Here is an 18,905-nt window from a genome sequence, read left to right as displayed (position 1 = left end):
CAGTGCTGCAAGTTAGCCATTGATTAGTGAGTTCGATAATGCCGCACTACCAACATTGTTACAGCCGTAGCCACAGCGGCCAGCGCACCCGCTGTTAGCCCAATGTACGGAGCGGCTATGTATTCCAGCGCGGTTCCGGCCACATACGTACCGGCAATGTCGCAGAGATTGACAAACGCCATATAAGTCGTGAACTGCGACCCTTCAACACCCGGTCGGCAGATACCCATCAGCACGGGCATAGCGGCTGCACTAACGGCGGGGTCCATAAAATAGAGGGCGACCAGGCCCGTTTGTGCTACCTTGTGCTGCGCCCAGGCGTCTGACGCTAAATTGAAACCCAGCAGGTAAACCGCTACTATGCTCATCATAACCAGCAGCAGCCGACGCGCCCCGAACCGGTCGGCTAAATAACCGCCTGTGAGCGCAATGAGTGTGGCCGCAACCATGCCATACGTACCCGTTAGCACCGACAGGTCTTCGTCGCGCCAGCCAATCACGTCGATCAGGTGATGGTTGTACGCCCGCATAAACAGCGCATTACAGGCGTAGACGAGTAAAATGGCACTGAATAACAGCAAACTCTGCCGGGCGAATATCCCCCGAAACAGTTCGGTAAACAGCCAACGGAAATTGTGTTCGACAAATGGCCGTTCCGGTCGTATTTTGGGGTTCATAGAGCCACCAGCCGACACGAAGCCATTACGTCGCCCCAACGAAGGCAACAGGCGGTCATTGGGTTGTTCGCGCACGAAAAACATCACCACAACGCCCGTGAGCAGGCAACCAATCTGAGCTAAAGCCGCGCCGTGAAAACCATATTTACGCAGCAGCACGGCAAACACAGCCGCTCCTACGCCCGTACCAATCAGAAAACCTGCCCGCATAAAAGCATTGACCCGTCCACGCTCGTCTTCGGGAATTATGGTAATCGCCATCGCGTCGACACTTGCATCCTGAATGGCCGCAAACAAACTGCGCAAGCAGAATAACCAGCCCAGCGTGGTGATTTGCGCTACCGGGTCACGCACCCAAAGCAGCACAACCGAGGCCAGCACGGTCATAAGCTGCGATCCAACTACCCACGGTTTTCGGCGGCCCATCGACGACGCCTGAAACCGGTCGATGAGCGGTCCCCAGATGAACTGAAACGCCCACGGCAGACCGATAACGGCCACAAAAGCACCCACAGCCTTTGGGCGAACACCTTCGGCGGTGAAGTAATTGGTCAGCGCAGTGGTGTAAAAGCCAGCCGGGATGCCCTGCATGACGTAGAGGTACAGAAAAACAGCGTATCGCAGCGGGCGGCTTTGGCTGAGCGTAAGCGGATAGGCAGGTGAAGGAAGGGCCGAAATCATTCGTGACGTTGCGTACAAAAGACCGTCTCTTAAACCAGACGCACGGGGTGTACTCGCTGACGAATGAATATGTTTTTGCCGTTTGCGAACTATAGCTAAAAAAATCCGTTTATCTATTGCACGACCCGGATAATATACCGAACATTGTCCGCGTTTTCAGCTCAAACCGATGGTACAGCTCGTTGTCATACCGGCCTTCCTGCATACTACGCCATTTCGGTTTAGGTCCGAAAGGACTATATAATTTAGTTGGCCTACGTGGCCGATGCCTTCTCTCATCGATTCTTTCAGTTCACCTTTTTCTCAACAGCACGGATCACACCGTCTCCGATTCATGGGCCGTTCTGCCCTATAAATGACGATGATTACTCCAGAAGTAGTTAATGACCAATACATGGTTCAGGTGGCTAATGAAAACCACCTGACGCTGGCCGAAACAATCTGCCGCGAAATGGAAGAAAGCGCGAAAGCACGGGGAACCGGCATTGCCAAACGCTCGCCCATTTATATCATGGAAAAAATGCTCGAAGGCAAAGCCATCGTAGCAACCACACTGGCAGGTGAATGGGTTGGATTCTGTTACATCGAAACGTGGGAACACGGTAAGTTTGTAGCGAACTCCGGCCTGATTGTACGGCCCGACCACCGCAAAAGCGGCATTGCCACGCGCATCAAAGCAAAAGCCTTTGAACTGTCGCGCAAGATGTTTCCGACGGCTAAAATTATCGGAATCACTACAAGCTTAGCGGTGATGAAGATTAACTCAGATCTGGGTTATCAGCCCGTTACGCTCAGTGAACTGCCCGGCGACGAAGCATTCTGGAAAGGGTGCCAAACCTGCGCCAACTTCGATATTCTGACCCGTACCAACCGCAAGCACTGCCTTTGCACGGGCATGCTCTACGATCCCGACGAACATAAGAAACCCGAAGAGGAGAAAGAGACGAAGTGGAATTTCCTGAAAGAGTCGAAACTCTACGAACGCTGGATGCGTATCAAAGAACGCATTCTGCTGCGGTTGCAAAGCGACCGCCCGCGTTCGCGCGTGTCTCGCCGGGAGCGTGAACTGGAAACAGCCTGATTCTTCCAACTACCACGTTGCTACGTTAAGACTATGCAGAGCCGCGCCCAATGGGTGCGGCTTTTTCATGCATAACCACGCCGACACATACCGTTCGTTCATCGACACATTGCCCTACTTGGCCGACTGAGCCGATTTTGTCTGCAACGACGCCCGCCTGCTGCGCGTTATTCACTCAACGACGGATAACCCCTCAAAGCATAGTGCAGATATGGAACGTAAAGAATTTTTGAAGCGCGGTTTTAATAGCCTACTCGGCCTTGCCGCCATCGGCCCTATGTTGGGTGCCTGTTCGCAGACCGAAGTAGAACCAACCACTGCCACCACCACTACCGGTTCGACCAACGGTAGTTCATCGACCAATTGCGCCGTAACGCCTACCGAAACAGAAGGGCCGTTCCCGACGAAGCAACCCGCCAATTTTGTTCGTAAAGACATTCGCGACGACCGCACAGGCGTAGCAACGACCATGAACATCACCATTAAAAATGCCAACGCCAGTTGTGCCGCACTGGCCGGTGCGCTGGTCGACGTGTGGCACTGCGACAAAGATGGATATTACTCCGAATACGGTGGAACGGGTATGCAAAGCGTTAATTTGCAGAGTGTTGACTTTTTGCGCGGTCGCCAGACTACAGACAGCAACGGACTGGTCAGCTTTACCACTATTTTCCCCGGCTGGTATTCGGGCCGTGCGCCACACATTCACGTACATATTTACAACTCGGCAGGCCGGTCGCTGTTGATTACGCAGATTGCGTTTCCATACGACGTGGCGAATACGGTGTACACCACGGGGCAATCATACGGCTACACGAAAGGGGCGCAGGATACGAGAAATGAATCGGATAACGTGTTCCGGGATGGCTTCACCACCGAATTGGCTACCGTATCGGGCAGTCTGTCGGGCGGCTATACGCTGACGCATACCATTGTTGTCAGCGCGTAAGTATGACTTCGCAAACCGAAGCCCGGATTTTTCTGGCCGAGCAGCGTGGCGCGTCGCAGACGCCCGACCTGCATAGCTATCATACGTTCAATTTCGGGCCATACCGCGCCGAAGGCCGCGAACCGTTCGGCGCGTTGTGTCTGCTGAACGATGATATACTGCAGGCCGGTGCCAGCCTGAGCCTGGGGGTCGACGAACCCACGTCGGTGGTGCTGTTGCCCATAACGGGCGGTCTGGAATACCGCACCGAGCAAACCACCGACTTTCTCGAACCGGGTCAGTCGGTTGTGTTGTCGTTGGGCGCGGGCATGGCGTACACCGTTGGTAATCCCTATGAAACGGAATTTATCAACTTCCTCCAAATCTGGCTTATACACGGGGAAACGGCGTTCGCACCTGCCGTGAACGTGTCAACATTCGACCTTTCGCAAAAAAACACGCTGCTGTCTTTCTTGGATACTACCGAAACAGGCAGACGAGGGTATATTGGCCGCTACGACGGTCGCGAAGAAGGTGCGTTTGTGGTTGGTGCGGGCCAAAACGTTTTCGTGTTTGTGCTGAGTGGTGTGTTTGAAGTTGCAAATCGCTTGCTCCACGCCCGCGACGGCTTAGCCCTTCGCTACCAACAAGCTGCCGAACTGGACTTTGAAGCCTTATCGAATGAGGCCGTTCTGCTGGTGATTGCTGTGTAATAATTAGGTTGTTGCACAGAGTTTCGCAGAGCAATCAGGAAGATACGCAGAGGCTATTTAACTGAATCTCGGTGTACCTCTTTTGCTCGGCGTATCTCTGCGTAACAACCTGCTCCCCCAATCACTCTCCCGGATGATATATCCGCTTTGCCGTTTGCAACACGGCGGCCTTGTCGAGCGTCATCGGTTTGGTTTTCATCTGCACGAACAACTCCATCTGGTCGGTATAGTGCGGGCTGTCGGGGTGGGCACTGGCTCCGAAACAGTTGATGCTTTCGATGATGGGCAATCCCGTTTTTGGGAACCGCACCAACTCAATATATGACTCGCCCGCGTCGCTTCGAACCAGGCCGTTGCGGTAGGGTTTGGCATAAATGGACGCCAGTACGTCGGGAATACCCCAGACAGGCAGTTCTTTCGGGCCGCGAACGTGCTTCTGGTAATCGCCCAGCGCAACGTCGGTACGGCCAAAATACTTCTGTAAGTACGTTTTCACGTGCCGCAAGCCCTCGGCGCACTCGTCGGCGGTAAGCATCCGCGTGGCGTTCGATTGCCGCCCTTCGTGCTGCAATTTATCCTGCCAGTAGTGATAAAATACCAGAAACGTAGTCGCGCCCCGGCTGTCGGTGGTGGCCTGACGGTTCCAGTTTGTCAGCATTTCGATTTGTTCGCGAATGTCAGGATGAGTATCGGGACGGAGCGTGAAGAGTGCGTTGGCGTCGGGACCTTGCGCGTAGGAGAGGGTTTTGGGCAGTTGCAGGTCGTATTTGATCCGCTTGAAATCGGCGTAACTGAGCTTGTCGTATTGGCCGATGAGTTCCATGAACCGCAGACTCCGATTGGTGTTCCAGCGTTCATAGCCCATCGTTTTGTCGAACTGTTCGGGGCGCAGGTTATCGGCGGAGCCAGTAGCGTTGAACGGCGTATGGTTCATGTTGAACAGATAACCACTTGGCGGATTCACATATTGCGGAAAGTCGGACAAAGGACGGAATTTGGTCCAAAGTGTTTTAGCCGTGTTGCCGGGCAGCGTGCCACTCCAGTCGTAGGCGGGGTCGCGGTAGGGTATCTTACCGTTGCTGACGTAGAAGATGGTGTCGCGGTCGGCATAGATGATGTTGAAGCCCGGAATAGCCGTCATTTGCAACGCCTGCCGAAACTCCGAAAACGACCGCGCCTTGTTCATCCGATACCACTGTTCCATACCACGCAGTTCCATAAACGACCCTGTTCGGAGCGCGAACCAGCCGCGCTTAGTCTTGATGGTTGGCCCGTATTTACTCCAGTAGGCTTTCCGGCCAATGGCAAACGGAATGCCTTTCACCCGCAGCCGAACACGCTTTTGATCGAGCGTAAGCCACTGGTTGTCAAACAAATATTCATTCGGATGGGCGTTGTCGGTTTGCAGTTGATACGTATCGATTTTGTCCTGGTAATTTACCGTGTGTGCCCAGGCGAGGTGTTCGTTTACGCCGTGGAAGATGGTAGCTCCACCCGGAAACAGCCCGCCCAGCGCGTTCCAGCCCTGTTCGCTGCACAGGTGCGCTTCGTACCACGCCACCGGCCCTTCGAGCGGCTGATGCGAGTTGATCGCCAGCATTGTTTCGTCTTCCACGGTCTTATTCCGATGCACTGCAATCGCGTTCGACCCTGCCGGTTTTAGTCCATCGATGCCCGATACTTTTCCATCATAAATCGCTTTCAACGCCCGTTCGACGCCCGAAATGACCGACAGCGATAATACCGACGTTTTCAGATAATCGGCCACTGTGAGCGGAAATAGCCGTTTGTTGATCACGTCGGCGGGGTGCGTGCGGGCGTAGTCGTTCAGGCCCTGCAAATAGCCTTCCAGCACCGCCCGGAAATCGGGCGAGAGTGCTTTGTCACCTTCAGCGGCCACCAACTCCGGCGCGTGCAGGAGTTCGACCACATAATCGGCAGCGGCCCCGGTTTTGCCTAATTGCCGCCCCAGCAGCCCTTTTGCGGGCATAACCAAGAGTTGAATGGTGCGAAAATTATCTTCGGCGTGTGCCCAGGCCAGCCCGTAGGCCACTTCAGCGTCGGCTTTAGCGAAGATATGCGGTACGCCGAACGTATCGCGGGCAATAGTTACGCTGGCGGGGTTAATTTGAGCATGTAGCGATTGAGTCAATAACAACAGAAAAGCAAGTAGACGGTAAGGCTTCATTCGGGTTTGTAATTAGGAGTTGGAAAGATACAAGTAGCGTTTGTTTTAGTATTTTGTTTATGAGGATTTGTTTATACGGCAACGTAAATTTTATCAGGGCCGTTTGCGCTTAACTTCTCTACTCTTAACATTAATTTAATATTGAGTCGAAAAAGGAAATTTTGCTAAAACAGATAAAATACAATTTTAATAGCAATAACGCGGGGGTAAGACATATGAAATGTGCTTATGACCATAGTGTAAACAGATAATCACGTATGTCTGAAAAATATATTTTCATAAAAACTTAACATTTACTTAATATTTGCGTAATATTACAATCACATTAGTCCTTACGACTCGACAGAGAGATTCGGGCGAGTGGGCATTGTTCATTTTTAACATAAACGAAGTCATGAAAAAGTCCCTTTTTCTTCTTACGCTGGTAGGCTTCCTGGCGACGCAAGCCTACGCTACGCCGACAAAAACCCGCAAAACCAAAGCTCCTAAAGCCAAACTGGAGCAACAGTTAGCGAAATACGTTTCATACCCCGACGTGCTGCAAACGCACAAGGCCGGGGTGGTCGTCATCCAGTTCAGGGTGAACGCCGAAAACGAACTCAGTCAGTTGGAGGTCTTTAGTCAAAACCAACAATTAAACAACGCGCTGAAGCAGCAACTGACTGGCAAAAAGCTGGTTGGCTACGGCAGCGACACTGGTGAAGTATACACCGTTCGGTTGCGCTTCCAGCCAGAATAGCGTGAACATAACGTAACGCGGCTGGAAAGCCGCCCTTGTAATCCAGTAGGGCTACTCCGCTGGTGCATCGGCGGCTTTCCAGCCGCGTTACATTATGAGCAAACATTTCGCAGAAACGGTCGGTTAGCCTTGAATCAAACTTATCGAAATGGCTGAACCTGTTTCCGTTGTCTGGCTCCGTCGCGATTTGCGGCTGCACGACAACGCAGCGTTGTATCACGCGCTTAAAAGTGGTCGTCCGGTACTGGTCCTGTTTATCTTTGACCGGCTTATTCTCGACATTCTCGAAGATCGGCGCGACCGGCGCGTGGAATTCATTCACAAACACATTCACCAGCTTAACGACGAACTGACCCGGCTGGGGTCGGGTATGATAGCCCGTTACGGTCGGCCCATCGACGTGGTGAAGCAACTAACAGAGGAGTATACCGTTGCCGACGTATACACGAACTACGACTACGAAGTGTATGCTAAAGAACGCGATGCGGTCGTAAAAGCTATGCTGGCCGAGCGGGGTATTGGCTTCCATACCAGCAAAGACCATACTTTGCTCGACCGCGACGAAGTGCTGAGCGGCAGCGGTTCGCCCTACACCGTGTTCACGCCCTACAGCAACAACTGGCTCAGTAAACTCGGTGATTTTCAGTTAAAATCGTATCCAACCGAAGCCTATTTCAACCACTTTTACAAGACCACGCCCGGCCCCATTCCAACGCTGGCCGAGATGAATTTTCAGCCCGTAGGCGAGTCATACCCGGAGCCAATCGTATCGGCGGAGTTGTTACAGAACTACCAGAAAATGCGCGATTATCCGGCCCGCACCGGCACAAGCGAATTGGGTATTCACCTGCGGTTCGGCACGATCAGCATTCGCGACCTGGCGCGGCAGGCTAAAGAAACATCACCGACGTTTCTGAAAGAACTGGCCTGGCGTGATTTCTACTTTCAGGTGCTCGATCATTTTCCCCACGTCGAAAAACACGCCTTCCGACGCGAGTACGACAACATTCCGTTTCGCAACAACGAAGCTGAATTTGACCGCTGGTGCGCGGGCGAAACCGGCTACCCGATTGTAGACGCCGGGATGCGGCAACTCAACCAAACCGGCTGGATGCACAACCGGGTTCGGATGATTGTGGCAAGTTTCTGCATCAAGCACCTGCTCATCGACTGGCGGCTGGGCGAAGCGTATTTCGCCAAAAAACTCCGCGATTTCGACTTGGCGGCCAACAACGGTGGGTGGCAATGGGCGGCTGGTTCCGGCACCGACGCGGCTCCCTATTTTCGGGTGTTTAACCCAACATTGCAGGCGCAGAAGTTTGATCCGCAGGGCGAATACATCCGCAAATGGGTGCCGGAGTTCAACAATTTTGGCTATCCGCCCCCAATGGTCGATCATGCGTTTGCGCGGCAGCGAGCCATTGATACCTATAAACGTGGGCTGGCAAAGTAAACTCATGGCCCAAACGGCCCGCTCATCAAAAGACGAGTCAAAAAACCAACCGTTTCCGTAGATTGCGGGTCGATGCCGTATGCCCGCTTCAACGCTATGCCCAAACGTTCTCCGCTTGTTATTCTGTTCCTGCTCTTTATTATCCAGTCACATGCCCAACAACGGCTTCGCCTGATTGCCACCGTGCGCGATGCCGTTACGAAAAAACCGTTGCCGGGTGCCAGTTTGCTGGTAGCCGAAACGCAACTTGGGGCGCGGGCCGACAGTTTGGGGGTTATTCTACTAAGCCATCCACCCGGAACACTGACGGTTTACATCTCCTGCGTGGGCTACCTGCGCAACCGACAAACGACCGTGCTGAGTACCAACAACAAGCAGGTTGAATACATGCTGCAACCGCGCTCTACCAATCTGGATGAAGTTGACGTAAAGGCGGTTCGTGAAGATGCCAACGTGCGCAGCGTACAGATGGGGCAGATTCAGTTGAGTATGCCCGAACTGAAACGAATGCCGGTGGTGCTGGGCGAACCCGATATTCTGAAAGCCCTGACTCTACAGGCAGGCGTGACAACAGCGGGCGAAGGGGCGGGGGGCTTCAATGTGCGCGGAGGCCGGGCCGATCAGAATCTGGTGCTGCTCGATGGGGCACCGTTGTTCAACACCAATCACCTGCTGGGCTTCTACAGCAACGTCAATCCCGACATGGTACAGGATGTGAACCTCAGCAAGGGCGCGTTTTCAGCGCAGTATGGTGGGCGGGTGTCGAGCCTGTTGCTGATGAGTACGCGCAATGGCAACCGCGACGGCTGGCGGCTGTCGGGTGGGGTGAGTCCGGTGAGTGCGCGGGTGCTGGTCGACGGGCCAATCAGCAAAAAGCTGACCCTGCTGGCGGGCGGACGCGTGGCCTTTCCGAACTATCTGCTGCGGGCATTCCCGGTGCAGAGCGTGAAGAATAGCCGGGCTTTTTTTTACGATGCCAATCTGAAACTGACCTATACGCCTAACGAACAAAACACCATTTCGCTCTCGGCCTACCGGAGTCAGGACGATTTCAAGTTTCCGGGCGATACGCTCTACGGCTGGCAATCGAACGTACTGACGGGTCGCTGGAGTTACCTTGTTCGACCTAATCTGCAACTGAACCTGACGGGCCTATACAGCGATTACCGGCTAAACGTCGATGGTATTACACCCGGCCTCACATTCCGGTTTTCATCGTTTATTGAACAGCGGGAGGGCAAAGCGGATCTGTTTTACACCCTGAATCAAAAACACAAAATTCAGGTAGGTACGAACGCAATCTTATACCGTATTCAGACCGGTGAAGCCGAACCAACGGGCCAAAATTCGAGCATAAATCCCCGGCGAAACGAGCCTGAACAAGGCCGCGAACTGGGTGCGTATCTGAACACTGAATGGGAACTGACTCCGCAGATTACGTTGCAGGCGGGGCTGCGCTACTCGGCTTATGCGTATCTGGGGCCGCGCACGGTGTATCAATATGCCGAGAATATTCCCATTTCTGCCGAAACCGTTACGGATTCCACCCGTTATGGAGCCGGGCAGACCGTGCAGGCATACGGCGGACTGGAACCCCGGCTGGCTTTACGCATTCAGGTTGCCAAAGCTACGTCGCTGAAAGCCAGTGCGGGCCGAACCCGGCAGTATGTTAACCTCATCTCGAACACCACGGCCATTACGCCCCTCGATTTCTGGAAACTCAGCGACCGCTACGTACCGCCCCAAATTGCCGATCAGGTATCGGTCGGCTTATTCCAGAACCTGCGTGATAATATGTTCGAGCTGAGTATAGAGGGTTATTATAAACGACTGCAAAACCAGCTCGATTATCGTTTTGGAGCTGATTTAGTGCTGAACCCCGCGCTCGAACGGGTACTGTTGCAGGCTGCCGGGCGGGCTTATGGCGTAGAGTTTGGCATTGGTAAAAACGCTGGTCGGCTAACGGGTCAGCTTAACTACACCTACGCCCGTTCGCTGATTGCCGTGCAAACACCGTTCGATGAACTGCGCGTTAACGGGGGGCAGTACTACCCCTCGTACATCGACCGGCCCCATACGCTCAACCTACAGGCTCGCTGGACATTGCCGCACAACTGGACGTTCTCGACCAACTTCGTGTATTATACTGGCGTTCCGGCCACGTACCCCGATGGGCTGTTTATTTTCAATGGCGAACCCGTACAGGATTTCTCCCGACGCAACGCCGACCGCATTCCCGACTATCACCGGCTCGACGTGGCGTTCTCGAAAGACACCCGTTTCAATAAAGCGCAGAAACGCTACGGTATCTGGACGCTTGGTATATACAATCTGTATGCCCGGAAGAATCCGTATTCGATCTATTTCACCCGAACCAATCAGCGTACTGAAGCTTACCGGCTGGCCGTTTTCGGTACGTTAATTCCATCCATAGCCTACAATTTTTATTTTTAATTCATGCGTTCGCTCATCGTTACTTCGCTCATAATCTGTGGATTAACTGCCTGTATCGACCGGGTTGAGTTACCCATTCGGCAGGAGGAACCGCGTTTGGTTATCGATGGGCAGATAACCAACGAAGCTCCGCCGTACACGATTCGACTCACGTACACCGGCCCCTTTGGCCTGACGGGCGATCAACGACCGGCTACGCTTGTAGCGTCGGGTGCACAGGTAACAGTAACCGACGACCGGGGCCGGGTAGTACGTTTTTTTGACCGAACCGGGGGTGAGTATCAAACAACAGATATGAATTTTCGGGGCGAAGTGGGCCGCACCTATAAACTTACGGTAGTGCTGGCCGATGGCAAACGCTACGAAACCAAACCCGAACAAATGCCCAACGTACCGCCCGTTGACAGCGTGTCGGCACGGCTGGTTCAGGTCAATAACTTCAACACGCCTTACCGATACGCATACTCGGTCTCGACCCGCGACCCGGCGGCTGATCGTAACTTTTACCGATGGACTGCCTTTGGTTTGACTGTTCGAAAATCGACAGGGGTGCCGTGCAGTCTGGGTAGCTCTGCTATCTGTTTGGATAATTGCTACACCACCGAATCGACTAATGAGGTTAACGTGTTCAGTGATATTGCTGTAAACGGAAATCCCATTCGGAACCGGGCCGTGTTTCAGTTGCCCGTATACGCCGTTTGGCCGCAGTTTGTGGAAGTACAGCAGTATGGCATCACGCAGACAAACTATCAGTTCTGGAAATTGTATCAGCAGCAACGCGCCCGAACCGGAAGCATTTTCGACCCATTGCCCGCGCCCGTGGTGGGCAACTTAGCCAATACCGAGGATGCCACCGATGTGGCCCGTGGCTACTTTGCTGTTACGTCGGTATCTCGGTTGCGTATCCGAAACGATGCGCGGGAGGCACGTAGCAGTGCTGCCGTTTTTGGATTTATCAGTACGCAGCCCGTACCGCAGGGCGATTGCCGGAACACATACGGCCCGGTGCCAGTAACGCTGCCTGCTGGCTGGCCGTAGCCCGCGAAGGCTACAGTTTCCACTGCACAAGCCAGCCGGGTTTGAGCACTTTTGGCCTGGGAATACCCGCTAAACCGGTGGCCGGATTAATTGCTATCAGCGTGAGTGGAATAGTAGCTTTGGTTTCTGCTGAAATAACTTTCGTAGCCCGAAGAAACAGCGTGCCCCGTTCATCTATGTCATCAACGAGTGCATATAGCACGTCGCCAGTGTGGAGTTCATCTTCGCCGATCAGCACGTCTTCGCTCAGGGTAAACGCCCAGCTTTGACCGCGTTTGGGCAAACCCGCCCGTACTAATTTAGCCGAAATATCGCCCGTGAAAACGGTTGTTGTAGCTGGCTGTTTCTTCAGGATTTCGGCCAACACGCTGTCCATCAGCGCAACGTTATTAGTCGACATAGGCGAGCTGTAGGCCGGTTCAGCGTCAACAGGCGTACCAACAGGATCGGGTTCGTTGTCGTTGAGCCAGCCCATGCGCCGGGCCTGTTCGCGTTCGGCTTCGTAGGCATCACCTCCTGCATTTGAGGCCAGCATCATACCCACTGAACCAAACCCATAGGCTGGGTTAGTGAACAATTCTTTCATAGCCAGAATCCGGTACAGGTAATAACCGGTTTCGGCGTTCATGGTCATGTTGTAATAATCGCGGTGGCCTGTTTTGCCAATCTTGCGCTGTACCATGCCAATGCCCCCGTTATAAGCAGCCGCTACGAGTGTCCAGGAGCCGAGTTTGCGGTGCAGAAATTTCAGGTATTTACAGGCTGCTTCGGTCGATTTGCGCAGATCGGTGCGCTCATCGTGACCAGGGTCGATGCGTAGGCCCATATCCTGCGCCGTGTCGTCCATAAATTGCCAGTACCCTACGGCCCCCGCCGATGACACCGCATTGGCATGCCACGCACTCTCAATCAGTGGCAGGTATTTTAAGTCGTTTGGAATACCGTGTTTAGCCAGAATAGGCTCGATGATGGCAAAAAAGGGAGCTGAACGGGCTTTCAGTCCATTTACATGCCGGGCATAACCCGAACTGTTTGCCAGGGCAAAAGCCAGCTTTGACGAAACATCGCCCTGTTGGACGGGTACAATTTCACCGCAAAAATGCAGCCGCCCCGCTCCCGCCATTGTTCGGGGCTGTGCCATCGGGAGACGGCCCCGAACGGGTTTTCCCGATTGGCTCTTTTTTTGGGCCAGCCCTGCCGTTTGCAAAAGCAAAACGCTGGCTGTCAGCAATGTGAAGTATCGAATGGATAAAGTCAAAACAATCAGCAGATGGTCAGACGGTTGGACAACGAAGCAGGGAGCAGGTTTAGTTCAGCGAGTTAGCCTGCGCACCCGACTTGAGACGTTACAATGCCTTCCAGGTCAGAATCCAGCCTGCTTTTACCTGATCGACATCGGGCATTTTTATGCCAATGCGCCCGGTCGATGCATCAACAGCGGCTAAAGTTAGGTTGTATGTGTGCTTTTCCGTAATTGAATAAATGCGGTCGGCACGGAGGTAAACCCGGTTGGTTTTGACATCGATATCTTCAACGATAGCGTACAGCACATCACCTTCATCGACGGATTTGCCATCGGCCATGCCGTTGCGAGTGAGGTTGAATGTCCATATTTGGCCGCGTTGCAGTCCTGCCATTTCGGTCAGACGGGCTTTGATACCGCCCCGAAATACGTCGGCGGCATTCGGCAGTGGAACATCTATGTCGCGGTCAGTGCCCAACTGTGATAGTGCCTCTACCGGTTCATTGACTGCTGCCTGCGTTGCTTCGCTGACAATAATTTCGGGGATTAACACATCGTCGGTTTCGGCTTCAGTTTCGGGCGAAAGAGGCTGTTGCAGATATGCCAGCATCCGGCCCGGAATAATGTGTTCGTAGCTGCGGTAGTTGGAGAACAACTCCTTGAAGGCCAGAATCCGGTACAAATATTTACCGGTTTCGGCGTTTAGGCGCAGGTAGTAATAATCGCGCTGCCGCTGCCGCCGAATGTTACTTAATAAGGCGCCAATGCCGTTGTTGTAGGCTGCTGCGGCCAATGTCCACGACCCCAGCCGATGGTGCAGAAAATTTAAATAGCGGCAGGCGGCTTCAGTCGACTTAATCAAATGCTGCCGGTCGTCGTGGCCGGGGCGTATGCTCAGGCCCAGTTCGCGGGCCGTTTCGGGCATAAACTGCCAATAGCCAACGGCTCCTTTCGGCGATACGGCAAAGCCTGTTAATGCACTCTCCACCAGCGGCAGGTATTTAAAGTCGAGCGGAACGCGGTGTTTTGCCAGAATGGGTTCGATAACCGGGAAAAAAACAGCGGCCCGCTGCCGCATTCGATACAGCATCTGACTACGCGACGTATTTCGCACCAGTGCCGACACTAACCGACGGGCAACCGCTTCTTCGTGTAACGGCACCGATTCGCCACAGAAATAAACCGGTGGCAGCATTGGGGTCAGATTTGGCTCAAATGAACGATCAGAAGTTACGGTGAGTCGGTAATCTGGTGTTGAAGAGGAAAGCAGCGACACGTTGGTCGAGACGCTTGCCACCGTCAACCCGGAAGTCAGGATGAGGCAAGATAACAAGTTCATCAAACGGCGGATACGCTATTTTATGGGTACATTCTTTTGACTACGAAATAGCTCTATAGTAACAGTATAGTAAAGGCTTTTTAACAAAGAATTCTTTTTGGACAAATCAAAAGAGGTGCCAATGTTTCCATCGACACCTCCTTATTAATGAATGAAGTCAAAAACTAAATCCAGTCCCAGAAATGCAGCGGGCGAATGCCTTCGCCTTTTTTCCATTGCAGGAAGCGGGGCCGACGGAAGCGCAGTACGGTCAGGCCCATCATTAGATTCTGGATAGGCAATCGCATTCCCTGCTCTTCTACGTCGGACGAGGGGCCGCCCGGCAACTTTTTCCCGGCTGTTGCTTTGGCAATCAGTTGTTCTGTATCCGACGGCGTTTTGGTCAGCGCGTTGTTTGGGCGAGGCCCCCATGTCAGGTCGGTGTAGCCTTCATCAACCAGTTCAACCACGGGCGCATCTTTGATTTTCTTCGGCAAGGCCAGCGGTTTATTCCAGCTTGGCAAAGGCCGGGTTAGTTCGGCAACGGTAGAGCCACGCAGCAGTAAAGCGTATTGGCGCGGGTTACTGAGCAGCTCTTTGTAGGCCAGAATGCGGAAGAGGTAGTGGCTGGTTTCGCGGTGTAGCCGCAACCGGTAATAGTTGGAGTGGCCCTGCTGTTCCATGCGGTTCTGCACGTGCGTAATGCCGCCATTGTAAGCAGCCGCCACGAGTGTCCACGATCCCAGTTCGCGGTAAAGCTGGTGCAGATACCGACACACCGCCACCGTGGCCTTTTCAAGATCGTGACGTTCGTCTACGTTCCCGTTTACGCGCAGGCCGAGTTCGCGGGCGGTGCCGGGCATCAGTTGCCAGTAGCCCGACGCGCCCTTTGGTGACACACAATCGTTGATGAGAGCACTTTCGGCCAATGGCATAAACCGGAAATCGCGCGGAATTTTGTACTTACGCAGAATAGGGTCGATGATCGGGAAGAAGGTAGAAGCGCGGTGCCGCATGTCGAACAGGCATTCCTGTTGTGCCCCATACGTGCGTAACGTTTGCACCCACCGGCGGGCTACGCGCGGGTCATCGACCGGCACTTCTTCACCGCAGAAATAAATAGGAAATACACGTTTTGACGAATCAACGACTAATAGCGATGGGGTGTCTAACGGCCCAACCCGGCTGGTGTCTGCCCCTGAAAATGGAGCATTGACAGCGGGTTTCACAGCGGCCATCAGTAAGGATAAACTTAGCTCTCTTATCAAAATACAAGGTATTTTTGGTGAGACATCAGACAACGAAACCCGGCCTGATGGCGCGGGTTTGTTGAGTATACAATTACGAAATTAGGTAAAAGCAATGTACTTACCAAGCTAAGTGTCTAAGAATTATCCAACGGTCTGCCAAAAAGTAGGATTTTATCGATTCAGCACCCCTGCTACTAATGTCAGTTTACCATAATCGTAGCGACCGTCCAAATGGTCGAAAACAGCCTTTAAACGACCGTCGGACACGCCTACTTCGGCGATAGCCTGCTCAATTTCGGCCTGCTCATGACGCGATACGTAGCTCCGTAAAATTTCTTTCAGATCAAGCGGCTGGCCCGCTTTTGCCAACTGCACTAAATGCCCGGCAATTGACCCGGTCGTAAGTTGTCGCTCGGCGGCAATCTCGTCAATTGTCATGCCCCGATTAAACAGGTCGAGGGTGGCTAACTGGGTTGAGCCTTTTGGTTTTCGGGCGGAGCGGGGTGTAGCGTCGGGCATGGGGCCATCTTCGCCCACGTAAGCCCGGATAACGCTCAGAAACTGCGGTCCGAACAGGTCGAGCTTGCGTTCGCCGACTCCGCTTACATTGCGTAGCGCGTCGGGCGAGGTGGGCCGTTGCCGGGCCATGTCTTCGAGCGTTGAGTCGGTAAAAATAACGTAAGGCGGCACGTTCTGCTCGTCGGCGAGTTGTTTGCGCAACACCCGCAACTGCTCAAATAATTCGTCGCGCACACCTTCGGGTTTGGCTTTCGCTTTTTCGACCACTGGCTTCGGCGCATCGTCGGGCCGTACCAGTTCAATTTTTCGGCCACCAAACAGCACCTGATCGGCCAGAATTCCCCGGTGCAGGGCATAATGCTGGTCGTAGGCAATTTCAATAACGCCGATGTTGATAAGCTGGTGGAGGTAACTCCGCCACTCCTCAAATCGCAAATCGCGGCCCGCGCCGTAGGTTTTGATCTGGTCGTAGCCACCCTGCATCACCGCCTGTGATCGCGAACCGCGCAGAATGTCGATAAGCAGGTTCATCGGTACGCGTTCGCCCGACCGCACAATAGCCGATAGGGCTTTCTGGGCCAGCACGGTGCCGTCGAAGGTTACGCGCGGGTCGCGGCATACGTCGCAGTTGCCACAAGGTTCGGGCAGGTCTTCCGAAAAGTAAGACAGCAAAATCTGACGGCGGCAGGTGTGAGCGTCGGCATATTGCTGCATCCGCTCCAGTTTGGCTAACTGCAAACCGAGGTTGGGCGGGTTATTCTCGGTCAGCATGTCCTTGTACGTCACCACATCGGCGAAGCTATAGAACAGCACCGTTTGCGCAGCAGCTCCGTCGCGCCCGGCCCGGCCAATTTCCTGGTAAAAGCCCTCGATATTTTTGGGCATATTGTAATGAATCACCCAGCGCACGTTACTCTTGTCGATGCCCATGCCGAACGCAATGGTAGCACAGATAATCCGCACGTCGTCGCGTAGAAAGGCTTCCTGCGTGCGCGAACGTTCGTCGGAGGGCATGCCGGCGTGGTAGAAAGCCGCGCTAAAGCCTTTCTCCTGTAACTTACCCGCTATCGACTCGCACGATTTGCGGCTCAGGCAATAGATAATTCCCGACGTGTCGGGCTTTCGCTGCAAGAGTCGCACAATTTGCCCTATGCGATTCTGGCCGGGCAGCACCTGCAAACTGAGGTTGGCGCGGTTGAACGAGGCCGTAAAAATGGCGGGGTCGTTCATACCAAGCCGCTGGGCAATATCCTGCCGGGTCAGCTTGTCGGCGGTGGCGGTCAGGGCTATGGTGGGTATGTTCGGGTAGCGTTGTTTCAGGATGCCCAACTGCGTGTATTCGGGCCGGAAATCGTGGCCCCACGACGAGATACAGTGCGCTTCGTCGATGGCAAACAGCGAGACGCTGATCCGGTCAAGAAAGGCAAAAAATGATTCGCTGAGGAGTTTCTCGGGCGAAACATAGAGCAGTTTCAGCTTGCCCCGAACGCAGTCGGCTTCAATATCGCGCTGTTCGCGGGCGGTTTGGGTGCTATTGTAAAAAGCTGCCGGAATGCCGTTCATGTGCAACGCACCAACCTGATCTTTCATCAAGGCAATCAGTGGTGAAACCACCACCGTAAGGCCGGGCAGCATGAGGGCCGGAATCTGAAAACACACCGATTTGCCGCCCCCGGTAGGCATCAGTACCACCGTATCGCGCCCGCCCAGCACCGACCGGATAATTGCTTCCTGCATGGGTCGGAAGCGGTCATAACCGTAATAACGTTTAAGAAAGTCGGCGGGCGATTGGTCGGTTACTGTCATGGTAGTGGGATAAGCGTCTGACTATCAAAAATACGAATTTTCCGGTTGGGATGGAACACAGATTGCACGGATGTCACAGATTGACACGGATGTTTTTGTAGAATTTATCGGTGTTCATCTGTAACATCCGTACAATCCGTGTTCCATCCTGCTATATTTCGCCTGAAATTAAATCCATTCAACTAAACACCGTGATCTATGAAAAAGACCCTTGCCTTGCTAAGCCTTGTGCTTGGCCTGCTGATTGCCCTCAACGGCGCAGCCCAGGACGAAAAGCCGAAGAAAGAGAAGGCTACGAAGGAAAAAGCCGAGAAGAAAGACGCGAAGGCTAAGAACACCGACGATCTTGTAGCCAAAGCCGAAGCTAAATTGGCTAAGAAAGCAGCGAAAGAAGCAATCAAATCCGCCAGAGCCGATGGAAAAGATGCAACTGATAAGGCCGATAAGAAAGCGGCAAAAGCCGACAAGAAAGCCAAAGACGCCGGAACTGACTTGAAAGACGACAAATTAAGCAGTCGGGTTGCCAGGGCAGAAGACAAGGTGGATAAAGTGGTTAAGGCAGATAAGGCCGTGAAAAAAGTGTCCAAAGTATCTTCGGCCATGAAGGAGGAAAAAGCTACGCCCGCCGACTACAAAGCTCCGGTTGATCGCAGCAGCAAAGGACCCAATGGCGAAACCGTTTACACCGGCCCGCGTGGTGGCAAGTACTACATCAATAAAAACGGCAACAAGACGTATCTGAGCAGCTTGAAGTGATGCAATGTACCCGTCCCGGTCGCACTTTTATTGCTGACCGGGATGGGGCGGAATACAACAT

The 18,905-nt window shown here is 53.5% G+C and carries 14 protein-coding genes; 8 read left to right on the top strand and 6 right to left on the bottom strand.

Features of this window, described 5'->3' with window-relative positions:
* Positions 1 to 23 precede the first annotated feature (23 nt).
* The gene (locus tag AWR27_RS13690) at positions 24 to 1,358 is read right to left on the bottom strand and encodes an MFS transporter (RefSeq protein ID WP_077131678.1); all 1,335 of its coding nucleotides are present in this window, start codon (positions 1,356 to 1,358) and stop codon (positions 24 to 26) included.
* A gap of 361 nt (positions 1,359 to 1,719) precedes the next feature.
* On the opposite strand from AWR27_RS13690, the gene AWR27_RS13685 reads away from it, so the two are divergent.
* The 3 genes from AWR27_RS13685 to AWR27_RS13675 all read left to right on the top strand — a co-directional run bounded on the left by AWR27_RS13685 (position 1,720) and on the right by AWR27_RS13675 (position 4,080).
* Positions 1,720 to 2,439 (top strand): GNAT family N-acetyltransferase, encoded by a 720-nt coding sequence (locus AWR27_RS13685; RefSeq protein ID WP_077133991.1) that lies wholly within the window; start codon positions 1,720 to 1,722, stop codon positions 2,437 to 2,439.
* Between the two features lie 211 nt (positions 2,440 to 2,650).
* Entirely contained in the window at positions 2,651 to 3,388 is a 738-nt protein-coding gene (locus AWR27_RS13680; protein WP_077131677.1) for a dioxygenase family protein, read from the top strand.
* A 2-nt stretch (positions 3,389 to 3,390) separates the two neighbouring features.
* Positions 3,391 to 4,080 (top strand): pirin family protein, encoded by a 690-nt coding sequence (locus tag AWR27_RS13675; RefSeq protein WP_077131676.1) that lies wholly within the window; start codon positions 3,391 to 3,393, stop codon positions 4,078 to 4,080.
* Between the two features lie 121 nt (positions 4,081 to 4,201).
* Here the strand turns inward: AWR27_RS13675 and AWR27_RS13670 are convergent, their stop codons facing one another.
* Positions 4,202 to 6,268 carry a penicillin acylase family protein gene (locus AWR27_RS13670; RefSeq protein WP_077131675.1) on the bottom strand — a complete coding sequence of 689 codons (2,067 nt, stop codon included), beginning with the start codon at positions 6,266 to 6,268 and terminating at the stop codon, positions 4,202 to 4,204.
* A 394-nt stretch (positions 6,269 to 6,662) separates the two neighbouring features.
* Between AWR27_RS13670 and AWR27_RS13665 the strand changes: the two genes are divergently transcribed.
* The 4 genes from AWR27_RS13665 (at position 6,663) to AWR27_RS13650 (ending at position 11,952) form a co-directional block, all read left to right on the top strand.
* The gene (locus AWR27_RS13665) at positions 6,663 to 7,007 is read left to right on the top strand and encodes a hypothetical protein (RefSeq protein ID WP_077131674.1); all 345 of its coding nucleotides are present in this window, start codon (positions 6,663 to 6,665) and stop codon (positions 7,005 to 7,007) included.
* Positions 7,008 to 7,155: 148 nt separating this feature from the next.
* Entirely contained in the window at positions 7,156 to 8,460 is a 1,305-nt protein-coding gene (locus tag AWR27_RS13660; RefSeq protein WP_077131673.1) for a cryptochrome/photolyase family protein, read from the top strand.
* A gap of 96 nt (positions 8,461 to 8,556) precedes the next feature.
* A complete protein-coding gene (locus AWR27_RS13655; protein ID WP_077133990.1) occupies positions 8,557 to 10,914 on the top strand; it encodes a TonB-dependent receptor in 2,358 nt (785 codons plus the stop codon).
* Positions 10,915 to 10,917: 3 nt separating this feature from the next.
* Positions 10,918 to 11,952, top strand: coding sequence for a DUF4249 domain-containing protein (locus AWR27_RS13650; RefSeq protein ID WP_077131672.1), 1,035 nt, complete (start codon positions 10,918 to 10,920; stop codon positions 11,950 to 11,952).
* Positions 11,953 to 11,962: 10 nt separating this feature from the next.
* Here AWR27_RS13650 and AWR27_RS13645 read toward each other — a convergent pair whose 3' ends face one another.
* The 4 genes from AWR27_RS13645 to recQ form a co-directional block, all read right to left on the bottom strand.
* A complete protein-coding gene (locus AWR27_RS13645) occupies positions 11,963 to 13,210 on the bottom strand; it encodes a lytic transglycosylase domain-containing protein (protein WP_077131671.1) in 1,248 nt (415 codons plus the stop codon).
* 88 nt (positions 13,211 to 13,298) lie between these two features.
* Positions 13,299 to 14,534 carry a lytic transglycosylase domain-containing protein gene (locus AWR27_RS13640; protein WP_077131670.1) on the bottom strand — a complete coding sequence of 412 codons (1,236 nt, stop codon included), beginning with the start codon at positions 14,532 to 14,534 and terminating at the stop codon, positions 13,299 to 13,301.
* 164 nt (positions 14,535 to 14,698) lie between these two features.
* Entirely contained in the window at positions 14,699 to 15,751 is a 1,053-nt protein-coding gene (locus tag AWR27_RS13635; protein WP_077131669.1) for a lytic transglycosylase domain-containing protein, read from the bottom strand.
* Positions 15,752 to 15,934: 183 nt separating this feature from the next.
* The gene (recQ, locus tag AWR27_RS13630; protein WP_077131668.1) at positions 15,935 to 18,088 is read right to left on the bottom strand and encodes a DNA helicase RecQ; all 2,154 of its coding nucleotides are present in this window, start codon (positions 18,086 to 18,088) and stop codon (positions 15,935 to 15,937) included.
* A gap of 198 nt (positions 18,089 to 18,286) precedes the next feature.
* Between recQ and AWR27_RS13625 the strand changes: the two genes are divergently transcribed.
* Positions 18,287 to 18,844 (top strand): hypothetical protein, encoded by a 558-nt coding sequence (locus AWR27_RS13625; RefSeq protein ID WP_077131667.1) that lies wholly within the window; start codon positions 18,287 to 18,289, stop codon positions 18,842 to 18,844.
* Positions 18,845 to 18,905: the final 61 nt, after the last annotated feature.

This window comes from Spirosoma montaniterrae, assembly GCF_001988955.1.
In the GTDB taxonomy this organism is placed as follows: Bacteria; Bacteroidota; Bacteroidia; order Cytophagales; family Spirosomataceae; genus Spirosoma; species Spirosoma montaniterrae.
This window is presented reverse-complemented; position numbering and strand designations above follow the sequence as displayed.

Excerpts from the sequence above, each read along its gene's own strand:
- AWR27_RS13690 (WP_077131678.1), bottom strand. The coding sequence starts at position 1,358 with ATGATTTCGGCCCTTCCTTCACCTGCCTATCCGCTTACGCTCAGCCAA.
- AWR27_RS13685 (WP_077133991.1), top strand. The coding sequence starts at position 1,720 with ATGATTACTCCAGAAGTAGTTAATGACCAATACATGGTTCAGGTGGCT.
- AWR27_RS13680 (WP_077131677.1), top strand. The coding sequence starts at position 2,651 with ATGGAACGTAAAGAATTTTTGAAGCGCGGTTTTAATAGCCTACTCGGC.
- AWR27_RS13675 (WP_077131676.1), top strand. The coding sequence starts at position 3,391 with ATGACTTCGCAAACCGAAGCCCGGATTTTTCTGGCCGAGCAGCGTGGC.
- AWR27_RS13670 (WP_077131675.1), bottom strand. The coding sequence starts at position 6,268 with ATGAAGCCTTACCGTCTACTTGCTTTTCTGTTGTTATTGACTCAATCG.
- AWR27_RS13665 (WP_077131674.1), top strand. The coding sequence starts at position 6,663 with ATGAAAAAGTCCCTTTTTCTTCTTACGCTGGTAGGCTTCCTGGCGACG.
- AWR27_RS13660 (WP_077131673.1), top strand. The coding sequence starts at position 7,156 with ATGGCTGAACCTGTTTCCGTTGTCTGGCTCCGTCGCGATTTGCGGCTG.
- AWR27_RS13655 (WP_077133990.1), top strand. The coding sequence starts at position 8,557 with ATGCCCAAACGTTCTCCGCTTGTTATTCTGTTCCTGCTCTTTATTATC.
- AWR27_RS13650 (WP_077131672.1), top strand. The coding sequence starts at position 10,918 with ATGCGTTCGCTCATCGTTACTTCGCTCATAATCTGTGGATTAACTGCC.
- AWR27_RS13640 (WP_077131670.1), bottom strand. The coding sequence starts at position 14,534 with ATGAACTTGTTATCTTGCCTCATCCTGACTTCCGGGTTGACGGTGGCA.
- AWR27_RS13635 (WP_077131669.1), bottom strand. The coding sequence starts at position 15,751 with ATGGCCGCTGTGAAACCCGCTGTCAATGCTCCATTTTCAGGGGCAGAC.
- recQ (WP_077131668.1), bottom strand. The coding sequence starts at position 18,088 with ATGACAGTAACCGACCAATCGCCCGCCGACTTTCTTAAACGTTATTAC.
- AWR27_RS13625 (WP_077131667.1), top strand. The coding sequence starts at position 18,287 with ATGAAAAAGACCCTTGCCTTGCTAAGCCTTGTGCTTGGCCTGCTGATT.